This is a genomic window from Streptomyces tanashiensis (assembly GCF_014648895.1).
Lineage (GTDB): Bacteria > Actinomycetota > Actinomycetes > Streptomycetales > Streptomycetaceae > Streptomyces > Streptomyces tanashiensis.
Genome location: NZ_BMRZ01000003.1, coordinates 649,391 through 669,365, shown reverse-complemented (window position 1 = coordinate 669,365; position 19,975 = coordinate 649,391). Strand labels below are relative to the sequence as shown.

General features: G+C 73.2%; 21 protein-coding genes. 14 read left to right on the top strand and 7 right to left on the bottom strand.

Features of this window, described 5'->3' with window-relative positions; genetic code table 11:
• The first annotated feature begins 10 nt into the window (after positions 1 to 10).
• On the top strand, positions 11 to 973 hold the full coding sequence (locus tag IE237_RS13670; protein ID WP_189802171.1) for a helix-turn-helix transcriptional regulator: 963 nt from the start codon (positions 11 to 13) through the stop codon (positions 971 to 973).
• 24 nt (positions 974 to 997) lie between these two features.
• On the opposite strand, the gene IE237_RS13665 is transcribed toward IE237_RS13670, so the two are convergent.
• Positions 998 to 1,918, bottom strand: coding sequence for an SDR family oxidoreductase (locus tag IE237_RS13665; RefSeq protein WP_189802170.1), 921 nt, complete (start codon positions 1,916 to 1,918; stop codon positions 998 to 1,000).
• A 99-nt stretch (positions 1,919 to 2,017) separates the two neighbouring features.
• On the opposite strand from IE237_RS13665, the gene IE237_RS13660 reads away from it, so the two are divergent.
• Complete coding sequence (locus tag IE237_RS13660; RefSeq protein WP_189802571.1) at positions 2,018 to 2,539, top strand: DUF4240 domain-containing protein; 522 nt, start codon at positions 2,018 to 2,020, stop codon at positions 2,537 to 2,539.
• 46 nt (positions 2,540 to 2,585) lie between these two features.
• On the opposite strand, the gene IE237_RS13655 is transcribed toward IE237_RS13660, so the two are convergent.
• Both IE237_RS13655 and IE237_RS13650 read right to left on the bottom strand, forming a co-directional pair.
• Positions 2,586 to 3,419, bottom strand: a complete 834-nt coding sequence (locus IE237_RS13655) for an SDR family NAD(P)-dependent oxidoreductase (RefSeq protein ID WP_189802169.1) — start codon at positions 3,417 to 3,419, stop codon at positions 2,586 to 2,588.
• Positions 3,419 to 4,213 (bottom strand): SDR family NAD(P)-dependent oxidoreductase, encoded by a 795-nt coding sequence (locus IE237_RS13650; protein ID WP_229842657.1) that lies wholly within the window; start codon positions 4,211 to 4,213, stop codon positions 3,419 to 3,421. The genes IE237_RS13655 and IE237_RS13650 overlap by 1 nt, the downstream gene beginning before the upstream one ends.
• A gap of 120 nt (positions 4,214 to 4,333) precedes the next feature.
• Between IE237_RS13650 and IE237_RS13645 the strand changes: the two genes are divergently transcribed.
• Entirely contained in the window at positions 4,334 to 5,002 is a 669-nt protein-coding gene (locus IE237_RS13645) for a TetR/AcrR family transcriptional regulator (protein WP_229842656.1), read from the top strand.
• Here IE237_RS13645 and IE237_RS13640 read toward each other — a convergent pair.
• Positions 4,988 to 5,485, bottom strand: a complete 498-nt coding sequence (locus IE237_RS13640; protein ID WP_189802167.1) for a GNAT family N-acetyltransferase — start codon at positions 5,483 to 5,485, stop codon at positions 4,988 to 4,990. The two genes, IE237_RS13645 and IE237_RS13640, sit on opposite strands and share 15 nt — an antisense overlap.
• A gap of 95 nt (positions 5,486 to 5,580) precedes the next feature.
• On the opposite strand from IE237_RS13640, the gene IE237_RS13635 reads away from it, so the two are divergent.
• Both IE237_RS13635 and IE237_RS13630 read left to right on the top strand, forming a co-directional pair.
• On the top strand, positions 5,581 to 6,501 hold the full coding sequence (locus IE237_RS13635) for a TIGR01777 family oxidoreductase (RefSeq protein WP_189802166.1): 921 nt from the start codon (positions 5,581 to 5,583) through the stop codon (positions 6,499 to 6,501).
• A gap of 207 nt (positions 6,502 to 6,708) precedes the next feature.
• Positions 6,709 to 8,073, top strand: a complete 1,365-nt coding sequence (locus tag IE237_RS13630) for an FAD-dependent oxidoreductase (RefSeq protein ID WP_229842653.1) — start codon at positions 6,709 to 6,711, stop codon at positions 8,071 to 8,073.
• A gap of 418 nt (positions 8,074 to 8,491) precedes the next feature.
• On the opposite strand, the gene IE237_RS13625 is transcribed toward IE237_RS13630, so the two are convergent.
• Positions 8,492 to 9,964: an NsdA family TPR-like regulatory protein gene (locus IE237_RS13625; RefSeq protein WP_189802164.1), complete on the bottom strand. Its 1,473-nt coding sequence runs from the start codon at positions 9,962 to 9,964 to the stop codon at positions 8,492 to 8,494.
• A gap of 288 nt (positions 9,965 to 10,252) precedes the next feature.
• Between IE237_RS13625 and lipB the strand changes: the two genes are divergently transcribed.
• The 4 genes from lipB (at position 10,253) to IE237_RS13605 (ending at position 13,364) form a co-directional block, all read left to right on the top strand.
• Positions 10,253 to 11,086: a lipoyl(octanoyl) transferase LipB gene (gene lipB / locus IE237_RS13620; protein WP_189802163.1), complete on the top strand. Its 834-nt coding sequence runs from the start codon at positions 10,253 to 10,255 to the stop codon at positions 11,084 to 11,086.
• Between the two features lie 105 nt (positions 11,087 to 11,191).
• The gene (gene lipA, locus IE237_RS13615) at positions 11,192 to 12,160 is read left to right on the top strand and encodes a lipoyl synthase (protein ID WP_189802162.1); all 969 of its coding nucleotides are present in this window, start codon (positions 11,192 to 11,194) and stop codon (positions 12,158 to 12,160) included.
• 273 nt (positions 12,161 to 12,433) lie between these two features.
• Entirely contained in the window at positions 12,434 to 12,649 is a 216-nt protein-coding gene (locus tag IE237_RS13610) for an SCO2195 family GlnR-regulated protein (protein WP_041128875.1), read from the top strand.
• 10 nt (positions 12,650 to 12,659) lie between these two features.
• Positions 12,660 to 13,364, top strand: coding sequence for a DUF4191 domain-containing protein (locus IE237_RS13605; RefSeq protein WP_189802161.1), 705 nt, complete (start codon positions 12,660 to 12,662; stop codon positions 13,362 to 13,364).
• Between the two features lie 64 nt (positions 13,365 to 13,428).
• Here IE237_RS13605 and IE237_RS13600 read toward each other — a convergent pair whose 3' ends face one another.
• Positions 13,429 to 13,896: an RDD family protein gene (locus tag IE237_RS13600; RefSeq protein WP_189802160.1), complete on the bottom strand. Its 468-nt coding sequence runs from the start codon at positions 13,894 to 13,896 to the stop codon at positions 13,429 to 13,431.
• A 220-nt stretch (positions 13,897 to 14,116) separates the two neighbouring features.
• On the opposite strand from IE237_RS13600, the gene glnA reads away from it, so the two are divergent.
• From glnA to IE237_RS13585, 3 genes are all read left to right on the top strand, one after another.
• Entirely contained in the window at positions 14,117 to 15,541 is a 1,425-nt protein-coding gene (gene glnA, locus IE237_RS13595) for a type I glutamate--ammonia ligase (RefSeq protein ID WP_189802159.1), read from the top strand.
• Between the two features lie 235 nt (positions 15,542 to 15,776).
• Complete coding sequence (locus tag IE237_RS13590) at positions 15,777 to 16,490, top strand: cyclodityrosine synthase (RefSeq protein WP_189802158.1); 714 nt, start codon at positions 15,777 to 15,779, stop codon at positions 16,488 to 16,490.
• Entirely contained in the window at positions 16,487 to 17,680 is a 1,194-nt protein-coding gene (locus IE237_RS13585; RefSeq protein WP_308433072.1) for a cytochrome P450, read from the top strand. Before IE237_RS13590 ends, IE237_RS13585 begins: the two co-directional genes overlap by 4 nt.
• A 62-nt stretch (positions 17,681 to 17,742) precedes the next feature.
• On the opposite strand, the gene IE237_RS13580 is transcribed toward IE237_RS13585, so the two are convergent.
• On the bottom strand, positions 17,743 to 18,018 hold the full coding sequence (locus IE237_RS13580; protein ID WP_189802157.1) for a hypothetical protein: 276 nt from the start codon (positions 18,016 to 18,018) through the stop codon (positions 17,743 to 17,745).
• A 149-nt stretch (positions 18,019 to 18,167) separates the two neighbouring features.
• Here IE237_RS13580 and IE237_RS13575 point away from each other — a divergent pair, with 149 nt between their 5' ends.
• Positions 18,168 to 18,527 carry an arsenate reductase family protein gene (locus tag IE237_RS13575; RefSeq protein ID WP_189802156.1) on the top strand — a complete coding sequence of 120 codons (360 nt, stop codon included), beginning with the start codon at positions 18,168 to 18,170 and terminating at the stop codon, positions 18,525 to 18,527.
• A gap of 17 nt (positions 18,528 to 18,544) precedes the next feature.
• Positions 18,545 to 19,954: a MocR-like pyridoxine biosynthesis transcription factor PdxR gene (pdxR, locus tag IE237_RS13570; RefSeq protein WP_189802155.1), complete on the top strand. Its 1,410-nt coding sequence runs from the start codon at positions 18,545 to 18,547 to the stop codon at positions 19,952 to 19,954.
• The last annotated feature ends 21 nt before the right edge of the window (positions 19,955 to 19,975 follow it).

The following is a 19,975-nucleotide window of genomic DNA, read 5'->3' as shown; positions in this document are numbered from 1 at the left end:
TCTGGTGGGCATGCGTGCCGCCCGCCTCATCAAAATGGTCCTGCTCCTCCAGAACCGGCCGTCCATGACCGCCGCCCAGCTCGCCGCCGAGCTGGAGGTGTCGGAGCGGACCGTCACGCGGGACGCGCTCGCCCTGTCGGAGGCGGGGGTGCCGGTCTACGCGGACCGGGGCAGGACCGGCGGCTACCGGCTCGTCGGCGGGTACCGCACGCGGCTGACTGGGCTGGCGCGCGGCGAGGCGGAGGCGCTGTTCCTGTCGGGGCTGCCGGGCGCGCTGCGGGACATGGGTCTCGAGGACGCGGCCTCGGCGGCCCGGCTCAAGGTGTCGGCGGCGCTGCTGCCCTCGCTGCGGGACGCGCACGAGTCGGCGGCCCGGCGCTTCCATCTGGACGCGCCCGGCTGGTACCAGGAGCCGGAGACGCCGGAACTCCTCGCGCCGCTGGCGGAGGCGGTGTGGGAGGACCGGTGGGTGTCGGCCCGGTACCGGCGCGGGGACGGCGAGGAGGTGGAGCGGGAGCTGGAGCCGTACGGCCTCGTCCTGAAGGCGGGCGTCTGGTACGTGTGCGCCCGCTCGGGTTCCTCCTTCCGTACGTACCGGGTGGACCGGTTCGCGGCGGTGGCCGTGGACGGCGAGCGGTTCGACCGGGACCCGGACTTCGACCTGCCCGCCTTCTGGGAGGAGCGGTCGGCGGAGTTCGCCCGCTCCCTGCTGCGTGCGGAGGTGGTGGTCCGGCTCTCCGAGGCGGGCGCCCGCCGGCTGCCGTACGTCACGGACCGCGCGGCGGCCGAGGAGGCGCTGGCGGCGGGGACGGCCGAGGGCGGCCGGGTGCGGATCGTGCTGCGGGTGGAGAGCGAGGAGGTCGCCTTCGGCCAGCTGCTCGGCCTCGGCCCGGAGGCGGAGGTGCTGGCCCCGGACGCGCTCCGGGAGAGGTGCGCGGAGGCGGCCCGGGGCATGGCGGAGCTCTACCGGTAGGAATCCGCCGCCCTCGGTGGGCTCCTACCGGTAGTCGGCCACGTCCGGCTTCCCGGTCTCACTCGCGACGATGAAGCCCCAGGCGTCCGGCCGGGAGCCGTCGGCGTCGGTGAATCCGTACTCGCCCGCGAGCTGGGCGCTGGAGAGCGACCGGCCGGTCCAGCGGTGCCGGTCGGGGTCGGCGGCGAGGGCGGCGACGGCCCGGCCGACGTAGACCGGCGACTCCGAGACGCCGAAGTCGGGGATCCTCTCGGTGGCGTCGCGCCAGTTCTCCTCGGTGACGCCGAAGGCGGCGAGCATCTGCTCCGACCTGAGCCAGCCGGGGGTGACGACGACGGCCGTGCCGCCGAACTCCTCCAGTTCCTTCGCGAGGCCGAAGGCCATCCGGATGGGGGCGTTCTTGGTGAGGTCGTAGTAGAGGTTCTCGCGGAAGTGGGTGCTGTTGTACGCGGCGGTGCCGTCGGTGACCTCGACGACGAGCCCCCCGGGGTTGCGGATCAGCAGCGGGACCGCGAGGTGCGAGGTGATGGCGTGGGTCTTCACGCCGAGTTCCAGCATCCTCAGGCCGCCGTCGAGGTCGTTCTCCCAGGTCTTCTTCCCGAAGGTGACCAGGTGTTCGCCGCCCCACACGTCGTTGACGAGGACGTCGAGCCGGCCCTGCTCGCGGTCGATCCGCTCGACGAGGGCCCGGACCTGGTCGGGCTCCAGGTGATCGGTGGGGACGGCGATCCCCTCGCCGCCGGCGGCCGTCACCAGTTCGGCGGTCTCCTCGATGTTCTCGGTGGCGCGGCCGACCTCGCTGAGCCTCTCGCGGGTGGTGCGGCCGGTGACGTACACGGTGGCGCCGGCGGCACCGAGCTGGACGGCGATGGCCCGTCCGGCGCCCCGGGTGGCCCCGGCGACCAGGCAGATGCGTCCGCGCAGGGGGGTGGTTGCTGTCGTCATGAACAGCAGACTGGCAGAAAAGTACGACACCTTCTGTCCGGATTCATTTCGGGCTTTCCGGGTGCGTCGGACTCCCCGAGCCGTGATGCTGGTCCCGTGATGGACGAGACCGAGTTCTGGGAGCTGATCGACGCCACCCGCGAGGAAGCCGAGGGCGACCCCGAGGAGCAGGCCGATCTGCTCGTGGAGCGGCTGACCCGGCTGGACCCCGACTCGGTGCTGGACTACGCGCGCCATTTCGAGGCCCGCTTCAACCGCGCGTACCTCTGGGATCTGTGGGGTGCCGCGGCCCTGCTCTTCGACGGGGCGGGCGAGGAGACCTTCGACTCGTTCCGCTGCTGGCTCATCGGCCAGGGCCGGGAGGTGTACGAGGGGGGCGTGCACGATCCGGACGCGCTGGCGGAGCTGCTCGGCGACTTCGACGTGGAGATCGACGGGGACGGTGAGGAGATCGGCTTCGCGGCGGACGAGGCGTACGAGGCGCTGACCGGTGCCGAGACCCCCGACCTTGGCATTCCGATGCCGGGCGGGGAGCCGCTGGGCGCCCCCTTCGACCTGGAGGACGACGACGTGCTCGCGGCCCGTTTCCCCCGGCTGTGGGAGCGCTTCGGGACGGTGTGAGGCCCGGGGGGTGCGGAGGGAGGGCTCCGCACCCCCGGGTGGTGGTTCAGCCCAGCCGGAGCCGGGGGTTCTCGCGCGCGAGGATCATGTCGGTGCGCGGCTGGAGTGCCGGGAAGAGCTGTTCGGGCTGGGGGATCGCCCAGTACCTGCCCTCGGCGACCATCTCGAAGACCCCCACGGCGTGCTCCTCGGGGGTGAGCCCGTGCTCGTCGGCCATCGCCTGCAGCTGGTCGTTGAAGGCGGCGATCTCCGGCGGGGCGGTCTCTCCGGGCCTGGCGGCCTTGAAGATCTCGCTCTTGACCGAGCCGGGCGTCACGACGGACACCTGGATCGGGGCGCCCTTCATCTGCATCTCGTAGTGCAGCGACTCGGTGAGGGCGAGCGTGCCGAACTTGGTGACGCTGTAAGGGGCCATCAGCGGGCTCGGCAGCATGCCGCCGATCGACGAGACGTTGACCACCCAGGCCTTCTCGCCGCGCTCCAGCATGCGCGGGACGAAGGCCCGGATGCCGTTGACGTACCCGCCGATGTTGATCCGGAGCATGGCGTCCCAGCGCTCGGCGGGGATCTCCCAGGAGTAGCCCATGGCCATGATCCCGGCGTTGTTGACGAGCAGGTCGACGACGCCGAAGCGGGTGTACGCGGTGTCGGCGAGGGCCTCGACGGAGGCGGGGTCGGCGACGTCGGTCACCACCGTCTCCACCTCGGCGCCGGCGGCGCGCAGCTCCTCGGCGAAGGCGGCGAGGCGGTCGGCGGCGATGTCGGCGAGGACCAGCTTCATGCCGAGCCCGGCGGCGTGCCGGGCGAGGCCGGCGCCGATGCCGGAGGAGGCGCCGGTGATGACGGCGGTGCGGCCGTGGAAGACCTCGGCGGCGGTCATCAGAAGTGGGTTCCGCCGTCGATGCGGACCTCGGTGCCGGTGATGAACTTCCCGTCCTCGGAGGCGAGCATCGCGACGACGCCGGCGACGGTCTCGGGGCCGGCGAAGCCCTGGCCGAGGGCGGGGGCGAGCTTCATGAAGAGGGAGAGGTCGGCGTCCTCGGGGAGGCCGGGGCCGACGCTCTGGCGGCTGGCGCCGGTGCCGTCGGTCATGCCGGAGGAGATGGAGCCGGGCTGGACGGCGGTGAAGCGGATGCCCTGCTTGGCGTACTCGGCGGCGAGCGCGTGGGTCATGGACTGGATGCCGCCCTTGCTGGCCGCGTAGGCGGACATGTACGGGTGGGCGAACATCGCGGAGGTGGAGGAGAAGTTCACGACGGCGGAGCCGTTGCCCTCCAGGAGGGCGGGGATCGCCTCGCGGATCACGAGGAAGGTGCCGGTGAGGTTGATCCGGATCACCTGCTCGAAGGAGTCCAGGCTCGTCTCGTGGGTGTGCGAGGAGCGCAGGATGCCGGCCGCGTTGACCAGGACGTCCAGGCCGCCGAGCGCCTCGACGGCGGCGGCGACGCCGGTCCGTACGGAGGCCTCGTCGGCGACGTTCAGGACGACGGTGGTGAGGCGGTCGGCGGCGTCGCCGGCCTTGGCGACGGTGTCCTTGAGGCCGTCCTCGCTGATGTCGGCGGCGACGACCCGGCCGCCCTCGGCGAGCATGCGCAGGACGGTGGCCTGGCCGATGCCGGAGCCGCCGCCGGTGATGAGGGCGCGGCGTCCTTCGTAACGGGTCAGCTGGTTCATGTCGACAACCTCTCGATGTCAAGCTTTCCGGGGATTGCTGCCACCGTACGCCTGAGTGGCACGTTTTGCCACACCTGCACGTCATGCACGCACGGCAGTCGCAGGCGTACGCTTCGTCGGGTGAGCACCAAGCCCGAGGGCGCCACGCCGCCCACCCCCTCGCTGACGGAACGCCGCAAGGCCGCCACCCAGCTGGACATCGCCCGCGCCGCCGCCGAGCTCTTCACCGAGCGCGGCCCCGACGGCACCACGGCCGAGGACATCGCCCAGCGGGCCGGCGTCGCCCTGCGCACCTTCTACCGCTACTTCCGCTCCAAGCAGGACGCCGTCGCCCCGCTCCTCGCGGGCGGCGCCGACCGCTGGCGGGCGGTCCTCGCCGCGACCGCACCGGGCGCGGGCCTGCCCGAGGCCCTGGAGCGCTCGATCGCCTCGTCCCTCACCCCGGACACCGAGGCGGAGGCGGAGGGCCTGCGCTGGACCCGCGGACTGCTGCGGGCCGCCGCCGAGGACCCCGCCCTCCGGGCCGTCTGGTACCGGGTCAACCAGGACTCCGAGGAGCGGCTGCGCGAGGTCGTCGCCGGGCTCGCCGGACCGGACGCCGATCCGCTGGAGGTACGGCTCGCGGCGGCGGCGGCCACCGACGCCATCCGGATCGCCCTGGAGAGCTGGGCGGAGACGGAGGCACCGGAGCGCGGAGAGGGCGCGCCGGCCGCCCTCGCGGTCCGCTGCCTGCGCGAACTGATGGGCGGCATGCGGCTGTTGCGGGACACCGCCTCAGCCGAGCAGTGACCGGCCCATGAGGACGTCGTCCACGTACGCCCCGTCGAGGAACAGCTCCCCCGGCAGCACGCCCTCGACCGCGAAGCCCTCGGAGGCGTAGAGGGCGCGGGCCGGCGCGTTGTGACCGAGGACCCGCAGGGTGATCCTTACGGCACCCTGCTCCCGGGCCCGGTCCATGGCGGCCCGCAGCAGCGCCCGGGCCACCCCCTCGCCCCGGGCGGACCCGGCGACGGCGAGGCCCTGGATCTGACGGACGTGGGCGGTGGCGGCGAGCGGGGTCGGCGGCGCCACCCGGACGAAGCCGACGACCGCCCCGCCGCGCACCGCCACCAGGTAGTCCCCGGGCAGATGGCGCGCGTCGAAGAAGGGCTCGCCCGGCTCCGGGAGGGGCTGCACCGCGTGGAGCGTCGACCAGGTGGTCCGGTCGAGCTCCGCGAGCGCGGCGTCGTCGTCCTGCACGGCGGTACGTATCAGCGTCTCCGGCACGATCATGACGGCCACTGTGTCACGCGGGGCCTGTCTCGCGCGTGACAGGACCCACGAGCCCGGCCCGACCCGGGAGACAGGCCCAGGCCCGGGAGGGCAGGATGGTGACCATGCAGCGTTCCGCCCTCCGCAAGCGTGTCGCCGTCACCGGCGCCTCCGGGCTCATCGGCTCGGCCCTGGTCCACTCCCTGCGCGCCGACGGTCACGACGTCCTCCGCCTCGTCCGCCGCCCGGCCCGGACCGCCGACGAGGTCGAATGGGACCCGAAGCGGCTGTACGTGGACGCCGCCGGGCTCGTCGGCGTCGACGCCGTCGTGCACCTGGCGGGCGCCGGCGTCGGCGAACGCCGCTGGAACGAGGCGTACAAGAAGGAGATCCGGGACAGCCGGGTCCTCGGCACGACGGCGATCGCCCAGGCCCTCGCCTCGCTCGCCGACCCGCCGGAGGCCCTGGTCTGCGGCACGGCCCTCGGTTTCTACGGGGACACCGGCACGCGCGCGGTGGACGAGAGCGCCCCCGCCGGCACCGGCTTCCTGCCCTCGGTCTGCGTGGAGTGGGAGGCCGCGGCCGCCCCCGCCGAGGAGGCCGGCATCCGGGTCACCTACGCCCGCACGGGCCTGGTGGTGGCCCGCCACGGCGGCGCCTGGGGACGGCTCTTCCCCGTCTTCCGCGCCGGACTCGGCGGACGGATGGGCGACGGGCGCCAGTACTGGTCGCACATCTCCCTCCACGACGAGGTGGCCGCCCTGCGCCACCTCGTCGACACCCCGTCCCTCTCGGGTCCGGTGAACCTGACGGCCCCCGAGCCCGTCACCAACCGCGAGGTGACCGCGGCGATGGGCCGGGTGCTGCGCCGCCCGACCCTCTTCACCGTCCCCGCGCCCGCCCTGAAGGTCGTCCTCGGCGACTTCGCCCAGGACGTGCTGGGCAGTCAGCGGGTGCTGCCGGGGCGCCTGTTGGAGACCGGCTTCGATTTCGCCTTCCCGACGATCGACGACTCGATCCGGGCGGCGCTGCACTGACCCCCTCCCCCGTGCGTGCGCGCTCCTGCGCTCCCCCGTGCTGCGTGAACCCCGCCGCGCGCGGGCCGACTTCCCTGGGAGCGCTGCCTAGGCTCGATGCCCACCGTTCGATGCCCGCCGTTCGATACGAACGCGAACTCGGGCATTCCGGGGGCCCGTTGGGGGCATAAGGCCTCCCACCGGCGGCGCCGACCTGGGGAGGGGCACGTGCTCAGTACCGCAACCAGCGCACAGCACAGGGACGTCGTGGAAACCGTCGACGTCGTCATCGTAGGAGCCGGGATCGCGGGGCTCGCGGCCGCCCGCCGGCTGACCGGCGCCGGGCTCGCCGTCGCCGTCCTGGAGGCCGAGCCGCAGGTCGGCGGCCGGCTGGCCACCGACCGCGTCGACGGCTTCCTGCTCGACCGGGTGGGCCCGCTGCTCACCCTCCCGCCCGAGGAACTCCGGACCACGCCGGGGCTGTCCGGGCTCGCGCTGCGCCCGTTCGGCCCCGGGGTGCTCGTGCACAGCGACGGCCGGTACGCGCGATGGGGCGCCCCGCACGCGCGCCGCGCGGCCGGCGGCCACCGGGGCGGCGGGGTCCACCGGGGCGTGGGGGGAGCGTTCAGCGTGGCGCGCGCCCTCGCGAGCGCCCCCCGGAATCCGGCCGCCTCGCTCGACCAGGCGCGGCTCGGCGCCTCCCTCGTCCGGCTCGCCGCGACCCCGACCGGACGACTGCTCGCCCGGCCCGAGCGGACCGCCCGGGAGGCCCTGACCGCCCGGCTTCCCGCCCGGACCGTCCAGGGCGTGCTGCGGCCGCTCCTCGCCGCGCTCCTCGCCGACCCGGACCTCGGCATGTCGAGCCGCCAGGCGGACCTGGCGCTGCGCGCCTTCGCCCGGGGCGGGGCGACCGTCCCCGAGGGCGGTGCGGCGGCGCTCCCCGAGCGGCTCGCCGCCACGCTGCCGCCGGGCACCGTCCGCACCGGCGTCCGGGCCACGGACGTGTCGGTCTCCCGGGTCACGACGGCCGAGCACGGCGTCATCGGCTGCCGCTCGCTGCTCCTGGCCACGGGCGCGCGCACGGCGGCGGAGCTGCTGCCCGGCCTGCGGCTCCCCGCCTTCCACCCGGTCACGGTCCTGCACCACACGGCCCCCGTGGCGCCCACCTCGGACCCGACGCTGCTCCTGGAGTCCGACCCCGGCGGGCCGGTGGCCCACACGGCCGTGATGAGCGCGGTCGACCCGTCCCGGGCCCCGGCCGGCCGGGCCCTCATCACCTCGACGGTCCTCGGCACGCCCCCGGACGACACGGAACGCCGGGTCCGCAAGCACCTGGCCACCCTGTACGGCACGTCCACGGACGACTGGGAGCTGCTGGCCCTCCACCACACCCGGGAGGCGGTCCCGGCGATGCCGCCGCCGCACGACGCGCACCGCTCGGTCCGGCTCCTGGCCGGGCTGTACGTGTGCGGCGACCACCGGGGGGCGAGCACGGTGTCGGGCGCGCTGGCGTCGGCCCACCGCGCGACCTCCGCCCTCCTGACGGACCTGGGCGTCCACCCGCCCTTGTCGGAACCGGGCGCGGCGGCCTGAGGTCCGCCCGTTGTGGGCATGCGTTCCGCCGGGGCGGTGCCCACCCGCCACGGACGGCGCCCGCCGTTGTGGGCATGCGTTCCGCCGGGGCGGTGCCCACCCGCCACGGACGGCGCCCGCCGTTGTGGGCAATCGTTCCGCCGGGGCGGAACGGGTGGGCACAACGGAACGGCGCCCTTGCCGGCGCCAGAGGCTCCCGCGCCCTGACCCGCACCCCGTGCACCGTCGCGGGTGGTGCGGGTCCAGGCGCGGAACGCGGAGGCGCCGCTGAGGGCGCCGTCCCGTGTGCCCACCCGTCCCGCCCAGCGGGACGATTGCCCACAACGGCGGGCACCCCCCGCGCAGGCGCGTGTCCACACGGGGGTGGGCCGGGGCACCGCCCACCCAGGCGCGGGGCCTCTCGGCGCAGGCGGCGGTGTCAGCCGATGGCGGCTACTCGGTCGCGGTACGTGCGGGCCGCCGCCGCGTCGCGGTACGGCTCCAGGCGGCGCTCGAAGTCCCGCACGTACTCGACCGCCCGCGCGGACCGCATCTCCGAGGCCTGCTGCGCCGCCTCCGCGCCCAGCGCGCACGCCTGGTCCAGTTCGCCCAGGGCCAGCCGGGAGGTGGCGAGGACGACGCGGCAGAAGAGCCGGCTGCGGGCGAAGCCGGGCGCCCGGAGCTGGAGCGCGCGCTCGGCGTGCTGCGCGGCCGGCCGGTACTGCTGGAGGTCCCGGTGGCAGTGCCCGAGCTCGTCGGCGAGCTGGGCCTCGTCGAAGTGGCGGGCCCAGTAGGGCACCTCGTCGCCGGGCCGGGCCGCCTCCAGGGCCCGTTCCGCGCGGACCAGGGCGGCGCTGCACGCCCGGGCCTCGCCGAGGACCGCGTGGCCCCGCGCCTCGACGGCGTGCAGCATCGCCTGGACGACGGGCGGCGCGGCGGGGCCGACGCCCTGCTGCGCGACCCGGGCGAGCTGCACGGCCTCGCGTCCGTGGCCGAGGTAGACGGCCTGGCAGCTCATGGTGAGGAGGACGTACGAGCCGTAGGCCCGGTCCCCGGCCGCCTGGGCGAGGCGCAGCGCCTGGACGAAGTAGCGCTGGGCGAGGCCGTGGGCGGCGATGTCGTACGAGGTCCAGCCGGCGAGCCGGGTGAGGTCTGCGGCGGCGGCGAACAGGCGGCGGCCGGTGCTCTCCCCGTACGTGCCGCGCAGCATGGGCTCGGCCTCGTGCTCCAGGTAGCGGACGAGGGCCTGGCGGGCGTGGCCGCCGCCGTAGGCGTGGTCGAGGGTGCGGAAGAGTTCGCCGACGGAGCGGAGGGCGGCGATGTCGCCGCTGGAGACGCGCTGGCCGGGGCCTCGGTCCGTACCGCGCTGGCGGGGCACGGAGAAGCGGCCCTGGGACGGGACCCGGGGGTCGTGCGGGGGTGCCGCGGCGGTCCGGGGCGCGGCGGGGGCCGGCTCGCCGCGGGCGACCCGGTCGTCGGCGCGGCCGATGAGCCAGTCGCGGCTGGGGACGACGAGGCCGGCCGGGGTGAAGGCGATCTTGCGGAGTTCGGCGTGGCTGCCGGAGTCCTTGCGCCACAGGCCGCTGACGATGTCGACGGCCTCCTCGGGGGTGGCGGCGAACTCCAGGCCCGCGTAGACGGGCGCGCAGGCGTCGAGGCCGAGGTCCTGGGCGGAGAGCCGGCGGCCGAGGCGGCGGGTGAAGACCTCGGCGATGAGGGCGGGGGTGGTGCCGCGCGGCTGCTGACCGCGGAGCCAGCGGGTCACGGAGGTCTTGTCGTACCGCAGGTCGAGCCCGTGTTCCAGACCGAGCTGGTCGACCCGTCTGGCGAGCCCCGCGTTGGAGAACCCGGCTTCGGCGATGAGCGCGGCGAGCTGCCGGTTCGGGATGCGCTGCGGTGGTCGTTCCGTCATCAGCTGTGCGGTCTCCTGCCTTCCGGGTCCGGACGGCAGCCCCGTCGGACCCTCATGGAACGGCGTGAATTTAGCGGTCCTCACGGCCCGTACCGCCACCTTCGCCCCACATTCATCCGATCGTGTGAGGATTGACGGCGTCGCTGACGTAGGCGCCCCCGTCCACCTGCCGGAGGGGCGTCCCCCGCGCCGCCGTACAGTGGCATGGGCGCGAATGACGCATGGTGCCGAGCCGGCCCGGGATGATCCCCGGTCCCCGGCTCCCGGCACCCAGGAGGAGGCATGGCCGTGAGTGAGCTGCGATTCGTCCGCCTTGGGTTCGGCGAGGAAGCCGTCGACTACCAGGTGGCGTGGGACAAGCAGCGCGACGTGCACGCCGCGCGGTTCGCCGACGAGATCGACGACACCTGTCTGCTGCTGGAGCATCCGCCGGTCTACACGGCCGGCCGGCGCACGCAGGAGAACGAGCGGCCGCTGGACGGAACGCCGGTGGTGGACGTCGACCGCGGCGGCAAGATCACCTGGCACGGCCCCGGCCAGCTGGTCGGTTACCCGATCATGAAGCTGCCCCGCCCGGTGGACGTCGTCGCGCACGTGCGCCGCCTGGAGGAGGCCCTGATCCTCACCGCCGCCGAGTTCGGCGTGGCGACCACGCGGGTCGAGGGCCGCAGCGGGGTCTGGGTGCTCGGCGACCCGGTCGAGCAGCGCCCGGCGATCGGCGGGCTCTCCCTCGACTTCGACCCGCGGCTGACGGACGAGGAGTTCGACCCGCGTCTGAACGGCCCCGAGTACGCCCCGTCCAACGCCGGCCAGCGCCGCGAGGACCGGAAGCTCGCCGCCATCGGCATCCGGGTCGCCAAGGGCGTCACGATGCACGGCTTCTCGTTCAACGTGAACCCGGACAACGCCTGGTTCGACCGGATCATCCCGTGCGGCATCCGCGACGCGGGTGTGACCTCGCTCGCCAACGAGCTGGGCCGGGACCTCACGATCGAGGAGGTGCTCCCGGTCGTGGAGAAGCACCTGCGGGACGTCCTGGAGAACGCCGATCTGAAGCCGCGAGAGGTCGAGCGCGCGAGCGCGGGCAAGGGCGAGCGCGCGGAGGAGCCCGCCTCGGCCTGAGGAATGCCGGGCTCTGGCCACGGGTTGGCCAGACGGAGAAACAAGGCATGGAAGCAACGGGCGTACCCTGGTGTGCGCCGAAGAATCGAAGCTACAGGAGCCGATGTGTCCGCAGTCGCACCCGACGGACGCAAGATGCTGCGCCTGGAGGTCCGGAACGCCCAGACCCCCATCGAGCGCAAGCCCGAGTGGATCAAGACCCGCGCGAAGATGGGGCCGGAGTACACGAAGATGCAGGGCCTCGTGAAGAGCGAGGGCCTGCACACGGTCTGCCAGGAGGCGGGCTGTCCCAACATCTTCGAGTGCTGGGAGGACCGCGAGGCGACCTTCCTCATCGGCGGTGACCAGTGCACCCGGCGCTGCGACTTCTGCCAGATCGACACGGGCAAGCCCGAGGCGCTGGACCGTGACGAGCCCCGCCGCGTGGGCGAGTCGGTCGTCACGATGGACCTGAACTACGCCACCATCACCGGCGTCGCGCGCGACGACCTGGAGGACGGCGGCGCCTGGCTGTACGCGGAGACCGTGCGCCAGATCCACCAGCAGACGGCGGAGCGCGCCGACGGCCGCACCAAGGTCGAGCTGCTCGCCCCCGACTTCAACGCGGTGCCGGAGCTCCTCAAGGAGGTCTTCGACTCCCGCCCCGAGGTCTTCGCGCACAACGTCGAGACCGTCCCGCGGATCTTCAAGCGGATCCGTCCGGGCTTCCGCTACGAGCGCTCCCTGGACGTCATCACCCAGGCCCGTGACTACGGTCTGGTCACGAAGTCGAACCTGATCCTCGGCATGGGCGAGACCCGCGAGGAGATCAGCGAGGCGCTCCAGCAGCTGCACGACGCGGGCTGCGAGCTCATCACGATCACGCAGTACCTGCGCCCCTCGGTCCGGCACCACCCCGTGGAGCGCTGGGTGAAGCCGCAGGAGTTCGTGGAGCTGAAGGAGGAGGCCGACGAGATCGGCTTCTCCGGTGTGATGTCGGGCCCGCTGGTCCGTTCCTCGTACCGCGCGGGCCGGCTGTACCAGCAGGCGATCGAGAAGCGCGGCGCGGTCGACAACGCGACGCAGGCCGTCTGAGCCTCCTCGGAGCCGTGTGAATCGGCGCACAAATAGTTACTGGCCAGTAGTGGCCGGATCCGGCGCGGCCCGTACGCCCCCGCAGCTCAGCGGGGCCGTACGGGCCGCGTCGCCGTCCGCCCGGTCGTCCACATGGCCGCATCAACGTTTCATCAGTGTTTGACCACCGGGTCACGCCCTGGTAACACCGATCTGTGAGCCTGGTTTCACTCACCGCCACCACCCGCTCACACCCCCACCTCGTCTCACCCGCAATCGAGGGAGGACCCCGACATGCCGGCCGCATCGACGCACGTCCGCGTCACCGCGATCCCGTCCGTCACCGACGCCCTGAAGGCCGTGGAGGCCCTGCTCCTGGGCGCCGGCCAGCGCACCGCCCGCCGCAACGCCTGGAACTCCGTCCTGGAGGACCGCCGCCGCGCCAAGGACCGGGTGGAGGCCCAGCACGTGATGGAGGTCGCGTCGGGTCGGGCTTCCCGGGCCACGTAAACTTCAGGACATGGCGAGGAAGGCAAACACGGGCAGCGCTGACGCTGCGAACCCCGGGCGACTGAAGCAGATCGCCCTCACGTACCAGATGACCCGGAAGGCGGACCCGAAGGTCGGTCTGGTCGTCGCGGGCGTGGGCATCGTCGTACTCGGTGTCCTCCTCGGGATCGGCTTCCTCATCGGTCATCCGGTCTATCTGGGCATCCTGGGCTTCGTCCTGGGTCTCCTGGCGGCGGCCATCGTCTTCGGACGGCGTGCCGAGCGCGCTGCCTTCGGGCAGATGGAGGGCCAGCCGGGCGCGGCCGCGGCGGTGCTGCAGAACGTCGGGCGCGGCTGGACGACGACCCCCGCGGTCGCGATGAACCGCAGCCAGGACGTCGTGCACCGCGCGGTCGGCCGGGCCGGCATCGTGCTGGTGGCCGAGGGCAACCCGAACCGGGTCAAGACCCTGCTCGCGGCCGAGAAGAAGCGGATGAACCGCGTCGTGGTGGACGTGCCGGTGCACGACCTCATCGTCGGCGACGGCGAGGGCCAGGTGCCGCTCAAGAAGATCCGCACGACCATGCTCAAGATGCCCCGCGTGCTCACCGGCCCGCAGGTCACCGCGGCCAACGACCGGCTGCGGGCGATGGGCGACCTGATGAGCAACATGCCGCTGCCGAAGGGTCCGATGCCGAAGGGCATGCGGATGCCGCGCGGCGGAAAGACGCGCTGACACCCCACCTGACGAGAAAGGCCCCGGACCTCACGGTCCGGGGCCTTTCTCGTGTCCGAGGCTCTCAGATGCGCACCTGGACGGCTCCGGAGAGGCGGTCGTGGAGGCCGCGGCCGTCGCGGTCCCAGATGAGGGCCGGGATCGCCAGGCAGACGAGCAGGGAGCGGAGCGCCACGCGGAACAGGCCGAGGCGCCCGCCGTTCGCGGAGACGACGCGCAGGCCGAAGAGCCGCTTCCCGGGCGTCGAGCCGACCGTGCCGACCGTCAGGACGCTCAGGACGAGCAGGATGACCAGGGCCCAGTTGCCCGTCGCCTGGTTGTAGCCGTCGGTGATCAAGCCGTATGCGATCAGGATGCAGAGGGCCCAGTCGACGGCGAGGGCGCCGAGGCGGCGTCCGGGGCGGGCGATCGAGCCGGGGCCCTCCTCGGGCAGCCCGAGCTGCTGACCGCGGTAGCCGAAGTCGACGCCAGCGTCCTCGGCCGCCGCGCGGGGGCCGGAGAGCCAAGATCCGAGTGCTTGCCTGTTGTCCACCCGACCACGGTACTGCGCCCGTTTTTGATCACTTCGGGCCGGGTACACGTAGGGCTCCGGCGCGGCCGGATGGCACCCAGCCCGGTTAACTTCGACGAAACAAATGGGTCATGCTTGAGAAATCCCGTCTGCCTATGGTCGGGTCCAGCGTGTGCCACCGCACTGGCCGCACGACCGCTGCAAGCCCGCCCCTCCCCGGGCCGGGAGTAGGAGGAGTTGGATGTCCCAGAACAACGGGTTCCAGAACGCCGACGAGGTCCAGAAGTTCATCAAGGACAACGACGTCAAGATGGTCGACGTCCGGTTCTGCGACCTTCCGGGTGTGATGCAGCACTTCACGATCCCGGCGACGGCCTTCGACCCGGCGGAGGAGCTCGCCTTCGACGGCTCGTCGATCCGCGGTTTCCAGGCCATCCACGAGTCCGACATGGCGCTCCGCGCCGACCTGTCGACGGCCCGCGTGGACCCCTTCCGCCGCGACAAGACGCTGAACATCAACTTCTTCATCCACGACCCGATCACGGGCGAGCAGTACAGCCGTGACCCGCGGAACATCGCGAAGAAGGCCGAGGCGTACCTCGCCTCCACCGGCATCGCCGACACCGCCTACTTCGGCCCCGAGGCCGAGTTCTACGTCTTCGACTCGGTGCGCTTCGAGACCTCGGCGAACCAGGGCTTCTACCACATCGACTCCGAGGCCGGCGCCTGGAACACCGGTGCGGAGGAGAACAACCGCGGCTACAAGGTCCGCTACAAGGGCGGCTACTTCCCGGCCCCGCCGGTCGACCACTTCGCCGACCTGCGCTCGGAGATCTCCCTGGAGCTGGAGAACGTCGGCCTGCAGGTCGAGCGCCAGCACCACGAGGTCGGCACCGCCGGCCAGGCCGAGATCAACTACAAGTTCAACACGCTGCTCGCCGCGGCCGACGACCTGATGCTCTTCAAGTACATCGTGAAGAACGTCGCCTGGCGCAACGGCAAGACCGCGACCTTCATGCCGAAGCCGATCTTCGGCGACAACGGCTCGGGCATGCACGTCCACCAGTCTCTGTGGGCGAACGGCGACCCGCTGTTCTACGACGAGACGGGCTACGCGGGCCTCTCGGACACCGCCCGCTACTACATCGGCGGCATCCTCAAGCACGCCCCGTCGCTGCTGGCCTTCACCAACCCGACGGTGAACTCGTACCACCGCCTGGTCCCGGGCTTCGAGGCCCCGGTCAACATGGTGTACTCGCAGCGCAACCGCTCCGCCGCCATGCGCATCCCGATCACGGGATCGAACCCGAAGGCCAAGCGCGTCGAGTTCCGCGCGCCGGACCCGTCCTCGAACCCGTACCTCGCCTTCTCGGCGCTGCTCCTCGCGGGCCTCGACGGCATCAAGAACAAGATCGAGCCGGCGGAGCCGATCGACAAGGACCTGTACGAGCTCGCTCCCGAGGAGCACGCGAACGTCCAGCAGGTCCCGACCAACCTGGAGGCCGTCCTCCACGCCCTCGAGGACGACAACGAGTACCTGCAGGCCGGCGGCGTCTTCACGTCCGACCTGATCGAGACCTGGATCGACTACAAGCGCACCAACGAGATCGCCCCGATCCAGCTCCGCCCGCACCCGCACGAGTTCGAGCTCTACTTCGACCTCTAGGCCGTACCGCGCGAGCGAGGTTCTTCCGAGGCCCGTCGTCCCCTTCGAGGGGGCGGCGGGCCTCGCCGCTTTCGGCCGAGATCACAGTCGTGCGAACAGCTGACGAACTATCCCGCGTACCTACGAGTAGGGGGTTCACGCTCCGCGACCGGTCGATAGCGTGTCGTCGTCGCTGCCGCCACACCCGGAGCACTGGGCTCCGCTGGGACTAGCTGGCGCGATGAGGACTGCCTACGTGACTCAGGCGGCTTTCGCCCCTGCGGAGACACTCCGACTCCAGCCGTACACCGATCACTGCCGCGTCATCGCCGACGAGGGCGCGCACGTGGTCATCGGAGTCTCCCCGGGGAACAGTTATTTCACCGCCCAGCGGCTGCGCGAGCTGACGCGCTGGGGCATGGACCACTTCGAACAGGTCGATCTCGTCTACACCGATCTGCATGTCGCCGACATGTACGAGGCGCTGGGGTACGGGGCCGACGAGGCGCGGCGGAAGGCCGTCAAGAACCTGCGGGGGGTGCGCGCGAAGGTCGGGGCGGCCGCGGCGGAGGCCGATCCCACGGGGGTACGGGTACGGGCCCGCGGGATGTCGGAGTTCCAGGCCCTGCCCGCGTACCGGGAACTGCACCGTCAGGTCGTGGCGGCCGTCGACGGGGATCCGGTGGTACGCGAGACCTGTGACGCGCTCACCGGGATCTTCCTGGCAGGGAAGCTGACGCCGGGGCAGGAGGCGAGCGCGCTCCAGAAGGACGTGTGCCGGGCGTACATCAGCGCCGAGGTGCCGCTGTTCCTGGACACCCCCGCGATCCTCGGGGTGCCGTCCTCGCTCAACTGCTACCACCAGGCCCTGCCCCTCGCCGATCTGCTCTACGCCCGGGGCACCGGGCTGCGTGCCTCCCGCAACCAGGGGCACGGCATCCTCACGCCTGTCGAAGGAGATGCGCGATGACCGTGGTCATGACGAACGAACCGCCGGCCTTCCCCTTCGACTGGGACGGCACCCGGCTGCCCGCCGAGATCGACGCGCTGCGCGCCGAACCCGTCCGGAAGGTCCGCACGATCGCCGGGGCCGAGGCCTGGCTGGTCTCCTCGTACGAGCTGTGCAGACAGGTCCTGGAGGAGCCGAGGTTCAGCCTGAAGGACACCTCGGCGCCGGGAGCGCCGCGGCAGTACGCGCTGACGATCCCGCCGCACGTGGTGAACAACATGGGCAACATCACCGGGGCCGGGCTGCGCAAGGCCGTCATGAAGGCGATCAACCCGAAGGCGCCCGGCCTGGAGGAGTGGCTGCGGGCGCGGGCCGGGGCCCTGGTGGACGCGCTGGTCGCCGAGGGGGCGCCCGGCGAGCTGCGGGGCGCCTACGCCGATCCGTACTCGGCGGGGCTGCACTGCCGGATGCTGGGCATCCCCGAGGAGGACGGGCCGCGGCTGCTGCGCAGTCTGGACGTGGCCTTCATGAACGCCCCGCGCGAGATCGAGGCGGCCCGGCTCCACTGGGACCGGGACATCGCCTACATGACCGAGCGCCTCGACGACCCGGCGACGGGCGGTCTGATGGCGGAGCTCGCGGCGCTGCGCGAGGATCCCGACTACGCGCATCTGACGGACGAGATGCTGGCGACGGTGGGCGTGACGCTGTTCGGAGCGGGGGTGATCTCCACCGCCGGATTCCTGACGATGGCGCTGGTGTCGGTGCTGACCCGGCCGGACGTGCGGGAGGCGCTGACCGCCGGCGAGCACGGGGTCGCCGGGGCCATGGACGAACTGCTGCGGGTGAACCTTTCGATCGGCGACGGGCTGCCGCGGCTCGCCCTGGAGGACGTACGGCTCGGCGAGGTCGACGTGCGGGCCGGTGACCTCGTCCTGGTGCTCGTGGAGGCCGCGAACCACGATCCGCAGCGCTTCCCGGACCCGCTGGCCTTCCGGCCGGACCGGGAGAACGCCGCCGACCACCTCTCCTTCGGCGGCGGGCGGCACTACTGCCCGGCCACGGCCCTCGGCAAGCGGCACGCCGAGATCGCCCTGGAGACGCTCCTCGACCGGCTGCCGGGGCTGCGGCTCGCGGTGCCGGTCGAACAGCTGGTGTGGCGCACCAACTTCATGAAGCGGCTCCCCGAGCGGCTCCCGGTGGCCTGGTAGCGGGCGGGATCCGACGACGGCGCTGCCCGGCCCGGCCCGGGCCGGGCAGCGCCCCTCCGGTGTCAGCGGCCGTAGCGGATCAGGGCCCGGACCATGCGGCAGGTGGTGTCCGAGGGCGGGTGGATGCCGATGGTCTCGGCCGTCGTGCGTATCGTCGCGTTCGTGGCCTTCGACGGGACGTAGACGCCCGCGTCGAGGAGGGCGATCGCGAGGCGCATGGCCTTCAGACGGCGGTTGTGCGACACGTACCACTCGCGGGGGCGGCCCGCGGGGAGCGGCTTCCTCTGGAGCGGCTTCCAGGGTTCGAGGGACGGCGTCCGGATCACGGCGAGAGCCATGGGCTACCTCCTGGCGAACGGTGGGATGCGGGCCCTCCCCGGGACCCTCACCTTCACCCCCTATTTTAGAGACCCCCACTGACAATCGCCCCTGGCCAGATGGGGTTTGGGGGGTGGTGGAGGGGACCGTGGGGGGTACCGTGGGGGCCATGGAGATCTGGATCAATCCCGCCTGTTCCAAGTGCCGCAGCGCCCTCACCCTGCTCGACGCGGAAGGCGCCGACTACACCGTGCGGCGCTATCTGGAGGACGTGCCGAAGCCCGAGGAGATCCGGGCGGTCCTCGAGCGGCTCGGGCTCGAACCCTGGGACATCACCCGGACCCAGGAGGCCGTCGCCAAGGAGCTCGGCGTGAAGGACTGGCCCCGGGACGAGGCGAACCGGGAGCGGTGGATCGAGGCCCTCTCCGCGCACCCCAAGCTGATCCAGCGGCCCATCATCACGGCGGAGGACGGCACGGCCGTCGTCGGCCGGACCGAGGAGGCCGTACGGGACGCGCTGTCCCGCTGACGCGGAGCCAGGACATCGTGCTCGGGAACGACCTGCATCTGGACCTCGGCACCGGCGGCGGCAGCCGGCGGGCCGCGCTCATCACGGCCCTGCGCGAGGCCGTGCGCGAGGGGCGGCTCGCTCCCGGGACGCTGCTGCCGCCCTACCGGTCGCTCGCCGCGGACCTGGGGATCGCGCGCAACACGGTCGCCGACGCGTACGCCGAACTGGTCGCCGAGGGATGGCTGACCTCCCGCCAGGGTTCCGGCACCCGGGTCGCCGACCGCGTCGCCGCGCCCGCCCCGGGACCCGTGCGCCCGGCCGCGCCGCCGCCGCTCCCGTACGACCTCGTCCAGGGCAGGCCCGACCCCGGCGCCTTCCCGCGCGGCCCCTGGCTCGCGGCGGCCCGGCGGGCCCTGACCGACGCCCCGCACGAGGCCTTCGGGACCCGCGACCCGCACGGCCGGATCGAACTGCGCCGGGCGCTGGTCGAGTACCTCGCGCGCGTGCGGGGCGTCCGGACCACGCCCGAGCGGATCGTGGTCTGCTCGGGCGCCGCGCACGCCCTCCGGCTGCTCGCCGGGGTCCTGGGCACGGAGCGCCCCTGGGCGGTCGAGGCGTACGGCCTCCCCTTCCACCGGGGCCTCCTCGCCGGCGCCGGGGTCGGTACGGTGCCGGTGGCGGTCGACGAGGACGGGGCCCGGACCGGCGAGATCCCGCCCGGGGCCGGGGCCGTGCTCCTCACGCCCGCCCACCAGTTCCCCACCGGCGGGCCGCTGCACCCCGAACGCCGGGCCGGCGCCCTGGAGTGGGCGCGGCGCTCCGGCGGGCTCGTGGTGGAGGACGACTACGACGGTGAGCTCCGCTACGACCGGCGGCCCGTGGGCGCCCTCCAGGGCCTCGACCCCGAACGGGCCGTCCTCCTCGGCTCCGTCAGCAAGAGCCTCTCCCCCGCGCTGAGGCTCGGCTGGATGTGCCTGCCGGCGGCGCTCGTCGACGCCGTCGTCGCCGCGAAGGGCGAACGCGAGCCGTACGCCTCGGCCACGGACCAGCTCACCCTCGCCGCGTTCCTCGGCTCCGGCGCCTACGACCGGCATGTCCGGAGCATGCGCCGCCGTCACCGGGAGCGGCGCGACCGGCTGGCCGCCGTGCTCGCCGCGCGGGTGCCGGGGGTGCGGGTCACGGGGATCGCCGCCGGTCTGCACGCCGTCCTGGAGCTGCCCCCCGGCACGGAGGCGGCGGCGCTCGCCGCGGCCGCCCGGCACGGGGTCGCCACGGAGGGCCTGGCCTCCTACCGCCACCCCGACGCCCGGGGCCCCGCCCACCCGGACGGCCTGGTCGTCGGCTACGCCACCCCGCCGGAACGGCTGTACGGTGCCGCCCTGGACGCCCTGTGCGAGGCCCTCACCGAGGGCCTCGGGGCGCGCCGCTCGGCTTCCTCGTCCTGACCCGGTCCTCGCCCGCGCCGC

Bases quoted from the DNA above. Each gene is read 5' to 3' on its own strand.
- IE237_RS13670 (WP_189802171.1), top strand. From the start codon at position 11: ATGCGTGCCGCCCGCCTCATCAAAATGGTCCTGCTCCTCCAGAACCGG.
- IE237_RS13585 (WP_308433072.1), top strand. From the start codon at position 16,487: ATGACCGTGGTCATGACGAACGAACCGCCGGCCTTCCCCTTCGACTGG.
- glnA (WP_189802159.1), top strand. From the start codon at position 14,117: ATGTCCCAGAACAACGGGTTCCAGAACGCCGACGAGGTCCAGAAGTTC.
- IE237_RS13650 (WP_229842657.1), bottom strand. From the start codon at position 4,213: ATGAACCAGCTGACCCGTTACGAAGGACGCCGCGCCCTCATCACCGGC.
- IE237_RS13580 (WP_189802157.1), bottom strand. From the start codon at position 18,018: ATGGCTCTCGCCGTGATCCGGACGCCGTCCCTCGAACCCTGGAAGCCG.
- IE237_RS13575 (WP_189802156.1), top strand. From the start codon at position 18,168: ATGGAGATCTGGATCAATCCCGCCTGTTCCAAGTGCCGCAGCGCCCTC.
- IE237_RS13655 (WP_189802169.1), bottom strand. From the start codon at position 3,419: ATGACCGCCGCCGAGGTCTTCCACGGCCGCACCGCCGTCATCACCGGC.
- IE237_RS13635 (WP_189802166.1), top strand. From the start codon at position 5,581: ATGGTGACCATGCAGCGTTCCGCCCTCCGCAAGCGTGTCGCCGTCACC.
- IE237_RS13605 (WP_189802161.1), top strand. From the start codon at position 12,660: ATGGCGAGGAAGGCAAACACGGGCAGCGCTGACGCTGCGAACCCCGGG.
- IE237_RS13625 (WP_189802164.1), bottom strand. From the start codon at position 9,964: ATGACGGAACGACCACCGCAGCGCATCCCGAACCGGCAGCTCGCCGCG.
- IE237_RS13660 (WP_189802571.1), top strand. From the start codon at position 2,018: ATGGACGAGACCGAGTTCTGGGAGCTGATCGACGCCACCCGCGAGGAA.
- IE237_RS13610 (WP_041128875.1), top strand. From the start codon at position 12,434: ATGCCGGCCGCATCGACGCACGTCCGCGTCACCGCGATCCCGTCCGTC.
- IE237_RS13665 (WP_189802170.1), bottom strand. From the start codon at position 1,918: ATGACGACAGCAACCACCCCCCTGCGCGGACGCATCTGCCTGGTCGCC.
- IE237_RS13640 (WP_189802167.1), bottom strand. From the start codon at position 5,485: ATGATCGTGCCGGAGACGCTGATACGTACCGCCGTGCAGGACGACGAC.